Origin of the sequence: Flavobacterium cheongpyeongense (assembly GCF_003202435.1) — a bacterium.
Taxonomy (GTDB): Bacteria; Bacteroidota; Bacteroidia; order Flavobacteriales; family Flavobacteriaceae; genus Flavobacterium; species Flavobacterium cheongpyeongense.
The window spans coordinates 1-7,860 of the sequence record NZ_QJHK01000037.1; the positions used below are offsets into that span (position 1 = coordinate 1).

Sequence of the window (7,860 nt, forward strand, 5' to 3'; positions counted from 1 at the left end):
TTTGTTTTAGGATAAACCGTTCTCAATTTAAAACAAGTATTTTTCATAAATCCATAGAAAGAATGGTAAATGCAAAACCGATATATCAAAAAAATATAAAACAGATATTAAGTGCATAACTCAATTATTTAAATCCAAATCAGGAGCCACAAAAATCTTGTCGTTTTCAAACATTTCAATCATACGTTGATTGGAAACATAAAAGCGATTTAATGAACTTTTGAAAGCAAAGAAACTACTCTCCAAACGTTTTACCATTTGGGTTTTCATAATCATGGAAAGCTGACGCGAAATGAGTTGCGCATTCTCATAAAGATCAGCAAATTCATCATTAATGAATTCAATAGCCCTGTAACGGTAATAGCCCAAATCATCAACCAAACTAGTTACAGTGCTAAAAAATAATTGCTCTAAATTATCATCAAAATGGTATTCAATTTTTTTCGGATCATTTACTTCAGGGAAAGACATTCCCTGCGAAGTAATATCTTCATTATATCGTTTGATATTTTTGATATCGGCTCTTGTACGACGAATTACTAATTCGGTAAAAATTTTATCGCGAATTGGTAGATAAATATCTTTAACCTTTTGAATCAATTCGCTATGATCCTTTATTTTATATAGCTTTTTATATTCCTCTGCCTTATGCGAAAAGAAGGATTGCAGATTTGGAACACCTTCAATGGTTGATTTACGAGCATCCTGAAATAAATAAATTTGATTCGCAATATCGTCCGGACGATTGTTTAATGGAGTTGCCGTAATCAACATTACCTTTTTCTTACGGTTAATATCATTTCCAACCGTAATTCTCGGAGTTTTACAAATCAACTCTAATAAGCCATACATATTAGAACTAGAGGTTCTGAATTTATGGGCTTCATCAACAACAATTAAATCGTAATCTTCGGGATTGTGGTAATTAGCATTGTCCCCGTCAATAATTTTATGCAAACTACCATTTGAAATAAATTGAATATAGTTTCCTAATCCAAAATCTTTAACGGTATTTTTCCAGTTGATTTCCAAAGCATTTGGATAAACTACTAACACTTTGGTATTGTAACCGTTTTTCTCTATATATTTTTTAATAATACGAGTCGCAATTATCGTTTTACCCAAACCAACTACATCCGCAAGGATAAAACCATTGTGTTTCATTAATTTATCAAAACCTTCTACAACTGCATCTGCTTGGTATTGGAGATTTGTATATCCTTCAGGTAAGTCTTTACCGGAAATTTTGTCTCGAATTACTGCATCTCCAAAATATTCAATGAGCATTTTAATATATAACTCATAAGGTGTAATATCAGCATTTAGATAGGTTTTCTTTTTAAGTCCCTTTATATCTGCAGGTAATAATTCTGTAGCTTCCGACCATAATTCCTCGAATTCGTTTGTAGCAAATTTTACATCTTCGAAATCTTTCAATAGGACATTGAATTCATAATTTGAATCATTATTAGTTCCTAAACCTGCTTCGGTTAGATTCGATGAACCTGTTATAACACTACCGCTCGTGTGTTCGTTGAATGGCTCGGGACGAAAAATATAGATTTTAGCATGCAATGCTCTTTTTCCATGAGCCTTAATTATCACTTTTTTAGAGATAATATCTTCTATAAATTGGATAATTCCTTCTTCTGTTTCTTTCTTGTAAGAAGCTTTAGCAATATCTTCGGCTACAAAATTCAGATATTCTTCTTTTGTTCTATCTGTATTTTCTAGATAGAGCTGTCCTTTCCGCTTAGCTTCAGAAGATAATTCGTCAACGTTGATACCTACCAAGATTCTAATTTCGGGAACATTTTCCAAAAATGGCCTTAAATTAAAATAACCAGATGCTCTAAAATAACCGATTAGAGCGTCAAAATAATGTACATTTTGATGCTCAAAAACTCCTTTAAATTTGTTAATTAGGCTATTAGCGTCTTTATTAGTAAAAAACTTTGTTGACATTTATTAAAAAATATGATAATCTTCAAAAATAGTATTTTAATTCTTTTAATTTTTCTTTTATGACTGCTTTTATTTATCCATTTTTGACTATTATTTTTTTTGCATTATGGGCTAAAATCATCTAGTTCTCTAATATTGACGCAAGCTTACACATGATTGTGAACTTAATATATTAGGAGATTGTAAAAGATAAGCAAGTTCACTTTTAAACTAAAAATTCCTTTAAATCCAAAATCCTAGCCCTCATGAAATCGGCATACCTTTGTGCCGTTGTTCGACATAAAAGAACAATGAACAGTAGAAACAATTCCATAAAAAAAGAGAAACTATTACAGTCTCTCTTTTAAATTAATATATCTTATTAAGATTATCTCCCTTTCAATAATTTCTCCAAATATTCAACCTTATCCTTCTCAGCCTGAACCAATCGCTCATAAAGTTCAATCACTTTATCAACCGGATTGAAAGAAGGTTGGTAGCTAAATCCGGAAGCAACCGCATTATCCTTAAAGTCTTGAAAGGAATAAGTATTTGCAATAACATTCACAGCCTGCTCCTCATCAAAATTCTGAAAAGCCTCAACCGGAATTTTTAATACCGCTGAGATTTGTTTTAGCAGACTATCCTCAATTACATCTTTCTGCTCCAGCATAGAGATTTTCTTCTGATTCCAGTCTTCTCCCAGATCATAAGCCAATGCCTCCTGCTTGATGTTAAGCATTTCTCTGAAACGCTTTACGTTTCTTCCCTGATGTATTTTTTGTTCCATATCGAGTACAATTTCTGAAGGCTCAAAGATAAAGCCATCTGCATTAAAAAGTGTGAATTTCAAAGATAAAAAAATATCCGTAAAATATCCCTTTGTCAGATAGTATATCCAAATCAGGAATAGTTTATCCTTTTGAAAGAATAGAACTTCGTTCGTGAATCGTAAGCTACTCACTATGAAAAAGAATAAAAACGGTAAGACAGAAAAAACACTCATAATAACACCGGCACAGGCAAAGACAGCATTGAATATATTTTTGCAGCATCCGGAAAAAATGAAACTCGAAAAAGGAATTACAGCACTGCTCGAAAAACTCAAAAACCCCGCTGTCAATAGAATATTCGACAACTATCCCGACCTCTTGCAGCAATACGACTTAGAAGAACTGCTTTCAGGCAATCTGGAAATCCCTGATACTAACAAACAGGACGTCAAAACAGCAGGAATTCTTTCGTGTATGCAGGTACTGGTATACTTTTGTGATGACCTAAAAGAAAACCCAAATCCGACTCACAAGCATTTTGACAGTCTCCGGTATATTTTAAAATCGATTACCGCCTCAGAGTTCATAAACGAATTGCTCCTTGTGGTAATCACAGTCACAGGAGTAGGTTATTATAAAAAGTATCGGCAAAAAATACAGCACTTCAATTTTGACACACAAAACGCCATACTGCTGGAGAATGACCCTGAACTGCAGGAACACTTCGACCTAATGGTTTGGTTTGCCATGACCAGACTGTTTACAGAATCAGTATATGTCTATTTCAACCATCCGGACCAAAACCTTAAAACCACAACAATATGAAAACAGCAGCAAAACTTTCATTTCCAAAACTCCAAAACGAATATCTAGCAAACATCCTGCGCCAGTTGGTGAGTCAGCATACCATCGTTCAGGTATTTTTTACCGGAGAACCTTCGCCCCTGTTTTCACAACTCATTATTCATACCGAAAAAAATACCTCTGTCCAGGAGCTTCGGCAGAGCAAATGGGTAGCCAAAGTGAAAACTCAGTACCAAATCAATGTCTGTTTTATCTATTCTTCAAAACTACATCATCAGTATGCTTTAGGAGCACCTTTCACTGCGTTTTACTGCCGTCCGGCTGCTGTAATCTATCAAAATGAAGAATTAGAAGAGGCTGTTTTCAGTACAGGAGAATGGAAAAAATACAAGAAGAAATTGAATGCCTATCAAAACAATTTCTACCACGATCACGAACTTCAGAAATGGCAGATTAAAAACCTCATGGCAGAAGGCGCTTCAAACAGTGTTTTCACCTCTTATGCCAGACTGCTGGAATACGACCTCCAATGTTTAGAAGAACTCTATACCGGAAACACTTGCTGCACCCTAAGTCTCGACGAAAGAATCCGCAACCTGACCGCATGCATTCCGGAAATTCAAAAATACTTTGTCCAAAACAACCGGAACCACTATTTCCTGACAGCCCTTTTTGAAAAAGCCAAACAAGCAGCTTCAGAGGGTGATGCAATCTATAAAGACGAAATGTATCAGGCAGTTGAAAACAGCGAACAAAATCTGCTTCGCCTAGCCACAGAACGTTTTGATGAATTAAAGAAACAAATCAAAAAAGAAGCCGCTAAAAAACACGAAGTTCCCTGTCAAATTGAGAACAAACCAAAAGAGAGCATCCTTGACGCCACCATCGAAAACATCCTAAATTCGGTAGAAGTCGAGCAAATTTACGCCTTCCATCAAATCACTTACGGCGAAAAAACAACCTATTACCTGCTGCTTATTGCCGATACCGTTGGCAACGAAAAAGTAAGAACCCTAACCCACTCCCTCAAAAGCAAATTGGGCGACCAATACGATTTTGTACTATTAAGCCACAGCCGTTACTGGATTCAGAACAATCTGTATCAGTATCAGCATTTCTTTTCCGGCATTATTCAGGAACAGAACCTCATCTGGTCATCCAACCCATACCACCCGGATTTGCATTGGGAAGCCCCCTTCGAGCCCTCGCACGCCGATTTGTATTTTCACTATAAAGCAGCCAAAAATGTGGCTTTCCAGTTTTTTGCAATAGCCGGCAATCCCAAACAAAACTACCAGGGTTTAGACTACCTGTTTGCATTGTTTTTCCTGTCGTTTTGCAGAACCTATATTTTCGTCAAAACATACTACCTGCCCCATTACCTGTCCGCGCAATCCTTATGGCAGCTGTGCAGCTACGCAGACCCCGACATAAGAAAATACCATTACCTGCTCGAACAATTCCCGACAGACATTTTTCTTTACACAGACAAACACATGAGCCTCCACCACAAACTGTCAAAACTCAGCAAAGAACAGGTCAGTCAAATGAACCTCATCGTCGAAAAACTAATCTTCGAATTACACCATCTGGTCATTGAAGGCAAATTAATATACTCTGACAAAGACGAAGACGAGGAATAAAATCCGAGGCAAAACAGAAACAATTGTCACCCTGAGTGTAATCGAAGGGTTATGGAAACAAAAGGCCTCGATAAGTAATTCTTTGCCCTCAAAAAAGTTTACGATTTTGTCTGGAAATAGCATAGAACTAATTACAAATCAGTTTCATTGGTCGCCTAATACCATTGGGGAGTTATACAAAAGCCGTTGGGAAGTAGAAATCTTTTTCAGAGATATAAAGCGCAGTTACTTCACATAAAATCGTTTATAGGAACATCCAAAAATGTGGTTATGATTCAAATCTGGACAACTTTAATTGCCATTCTCATTCTAAAAGCACTAAAAGCTCAATCAAAATTTGACTGGTATTTATGTAGTAGCTTTTATACGTTTGAATCTTTTGTTAAAATTGACTTACAAAAATGGCTAGATAAACCATTTGAAGAACACATAGAGCCTCCCCCGGAAAACATACAGTTTTTTTTTGAAAAATGACCATTTCAAAGGCTAAACACAATGAAATGACCGAATTTGATATGCCGTAATTTTATTTAGGACAGGATTGATTAAAATCAAAGAAAGAGAAAAAAAGTAAATAATACAAATCGATTTTAACATTTATAAAGTATTTTATACATTTGCCAGCAAATTAAAAAAATATTCCCTCGCTTATAAAAAATGACTTTATATTCATTTTATGTAGTGGCTTTTTTTATTAAATATCAAAGTTTAAAAACGAATTACAATTGAAGTTTGTTGATATTATCAGTGCTAAACTTACACTTTCATTAGTAGGCATCGATTGGGCAAATGGTCCTTAATGTTATGGAAACAGCTATTGACGTAACTGGAGGAACCAACTATTCGGTAATGGGAGCCAATCAGATTTCTAAAATAGTTTATTAATTAAAGCAATCCAAAAATACCAGTTGACACTAAGAGAAGAAGAAATTATTGTAATGGTATAGTAAGGTTTTCGACATAAATAAATTTAATAAAGTGAGATATTAAAAAAGGGAAGTGAATATTTAAAATTAACGTAAAACTACAAATTCTTATGAATTCTAAATTTTTCAAATTGTTCTTGGTTGTGTTTTTAATCCAAATATTCATAACAAACAATTTAAAAGCGCAAGAGCTACTATTTGACAATGGCCCTTTTACGACAAATACCGCTGTTGGTTTTGGGGGTTCAGATGTTTCTGTAATGCAAAACGTTACATTAGGATATGGTACATTAGGGTACACTATAAACAACGCCAATAATATACGTTTAACTGATCAATTTACTAATTCTGCGCCATGGTATTTAGATTATGTTGATGTTTTTGCTTACCAAACTGGAAGTTCGGTTTCATCTACGTTTACAAGTGGTGTTGTTAAAATTTGGAATAGTGATCCTAGCAGTGGAACAGCGATATCAGAATTCGGTGATTTTACCACTAATCGAATGATCTTGACTGATTTTACAAATTGCTATCGAGTTCAAGAAAACGTTAGTTTGCTCACGAATAATCGTCCGATAATGAGAATACGGATTTCGATTGGTGCCATAATTCAACCTGGAACACATTGGATCGAATGGGGGTTAACAGGCACATTGGCTTCTGGGCCATTTGCTCCGTCAATTAGTATTTTAGGCACTGGTAATACAGGAGATGCAAAGCAGTTTAATACTACCGCTTTTACAGGCACCTTAACTAATGGCGCATACCAGGTAGGGATGCCTTTCAAACTTTTTGGAAGTCAATTTGTATCCTATTCACCTGGTCCTAATCCTATTTGTTCTGGAAGTAATGTGACTGTTAATTTTTCAGACGCTGTAGTGCGAAATACAGGAAATTCCTACAAATTGGAATTATCAGATGTAAACGGAAATTTTCCTGGGACATTTTTAACGACTACTGTCGTAAGTGCGAGTCAATTATCAGCTGTAATTCCAATATCTACTGTTGGAGGTGCTAACTACAAGATAAGAACTGTTGCCTCCAGCCCAAGTGAAAATAGTTCACCTTCAGATTTTCTAAATGTCTACTCGGCGCCAAACGCTGTCGTAGCATCTCAAACAGATGTTTCATGTAATGGTGGATCTAATGGTTCAGCTTCAGTGACTGCTTCGGGTGGTGCTGGTGGATATACCTACTCATGGTCGCCTTCGGGTGGAACAGCTGCTACAGCAACCGGATTAAGTGCAGGAACATATACGGTAACGGTAACGGATGCTAACGGATGTACCGCTACTCGAGACTTTACTATTACACAACCTACAGCTCTAATAGCTGCTGCGGCTTCACAAACCAATGTATCTTGTAATGGTGGCTCGAACGGAGCGGCTTCAATTAATACGCCTACAGGAGGTACAGGTGGATATACCTATAACTGGACTCCGGGTAACCCAACTGGTGATGGTACAACTTCTGTAACAGGTCTAACTCCTGGTACATGGACATGTACTGTAACCGATGCTAACAACTGTACTACTACCGTTGACTTTATTATTACACAACCAACAGCTCTAGTAGCTACTGCGGCTTCACAAACAAATGTATCTTGTAATGGTGGCTCGAACGGAGCGGCTTCAATTAATACTCCTACAGGAGGTGCAGGTGGATATACCTATAACTGGACTCCGGGTAACCCAACTGGTGATGGTACAACTTCTGTAACAGGTCTAACTCCTGGTACATGGACATGTACTGTAACCGATGCTAACAACT

General features: G+C 36.2%; 7 protein-coding genes and 1 pseudogene. 6 read left to right on the plus strand and 2 right to left on the minus strand.

The window, feature by feature from the left end:
* A pseudogene (locus tag DMB65_RS21690) lies at window positions 1–119 on the plus strand (IS1595 family transposase); the annotation flags it as partial.
* Window position 120: 1 nt separating this feature from the next.
* On the opposite strand, the gene DMB65_RS21695 reads toward DMB65_RS21690, so the two are convergent.
* On the minus strand, window positions 121–1,965 hold the full coding sequence (locus DMB65_RS21695; protein WP_110308711.1) for a DEAD/DEAH box helicase family protein: 1,845 nt from the start codon (window positions 1,963–1,965) through the stop codon (window positions 121–123).
* A 367-nt stretch (window positions 1,966–2,332) separates the two neighbouring features.
* Window positions 2,333–2,734 (minus strand): helix-turn-helix domain-containing protein, encoded by a 402-nt coding sequence (locus DMB65_RS21700; RefSeq protein WP_110308714.1) that lies wholly within the window; start codon window positions 2,732–2,734, stop codon window positions 2,333–2,335.
* 175 nt (window positions 2,735–2,909) lie between these two features.
* Between DMB65_RS21700 and DMB65_RS21705 the strand changes: the two genes are divergently transcribed.
* From DMB65_RS21705 to DMB65_RS21720, 5 genes are all read left to right on the plus strand, one after another.
* The gene (locus DMB65_RS21705; protein WP_110308712.1) at window positions 2,910–3,542 is read left to right on the plus strand and encodes a hypothetical protein; all 633 of its coding nucleotides are present in this window, start codon (window positions 2,910–2,912) and stop codon (window positions 3,540–3,542) included.
* Window positions 3,539–5,164 carry a hypothetical protein gene (locus DMB65_RS21710; protein WP_110308713.1) on the plus strand — a complete coding sequence of 542 codons (1,626 nt, stop codon included), beginning with the start codon at window positions 3,539–3,541 and terminating at the stop codon, window positions 5,162–5,164. Before DMB65_RS21705 ends, DMB65_RS21710 begins: the two co-directional genes overlap by 4 nt.
* An 82-nt stretch (window positions 5,165–5,246) precedes the next feature.
* Window positions 5,247–5,402 (plus strand): transposase, encoded by a 156-nt coding sequence (locus DMB65_RS22725; RefSeq protein WP_394336126.1) that lies wholly within the window; start codon window positions 5,247–5,249, stop codon window positions 5,400–5,402.
* Between the two features lie 32 nt (window positions 5,403–5,434).
* On the plus strand, window positions 5,435–5,638 hold the full coding sequence (locus tag DMB65_RS22730; protein ID WP_394336127.1) for a hypothetical protein: 204 nt from the start codon (window positions 5,435–5,437) through the stop codon (window positions 5,636–5,638).
* 562 nt (window positions 5,639–6,200) lie between these two features.
* Window positions 6,201–7,860 (plus strand): SprB repeat-containing protein (locus DMB65_RS21720; protein WP_196239585.1); only part of this gene is annotated, 1,660 nt, incomplete at its 3' end.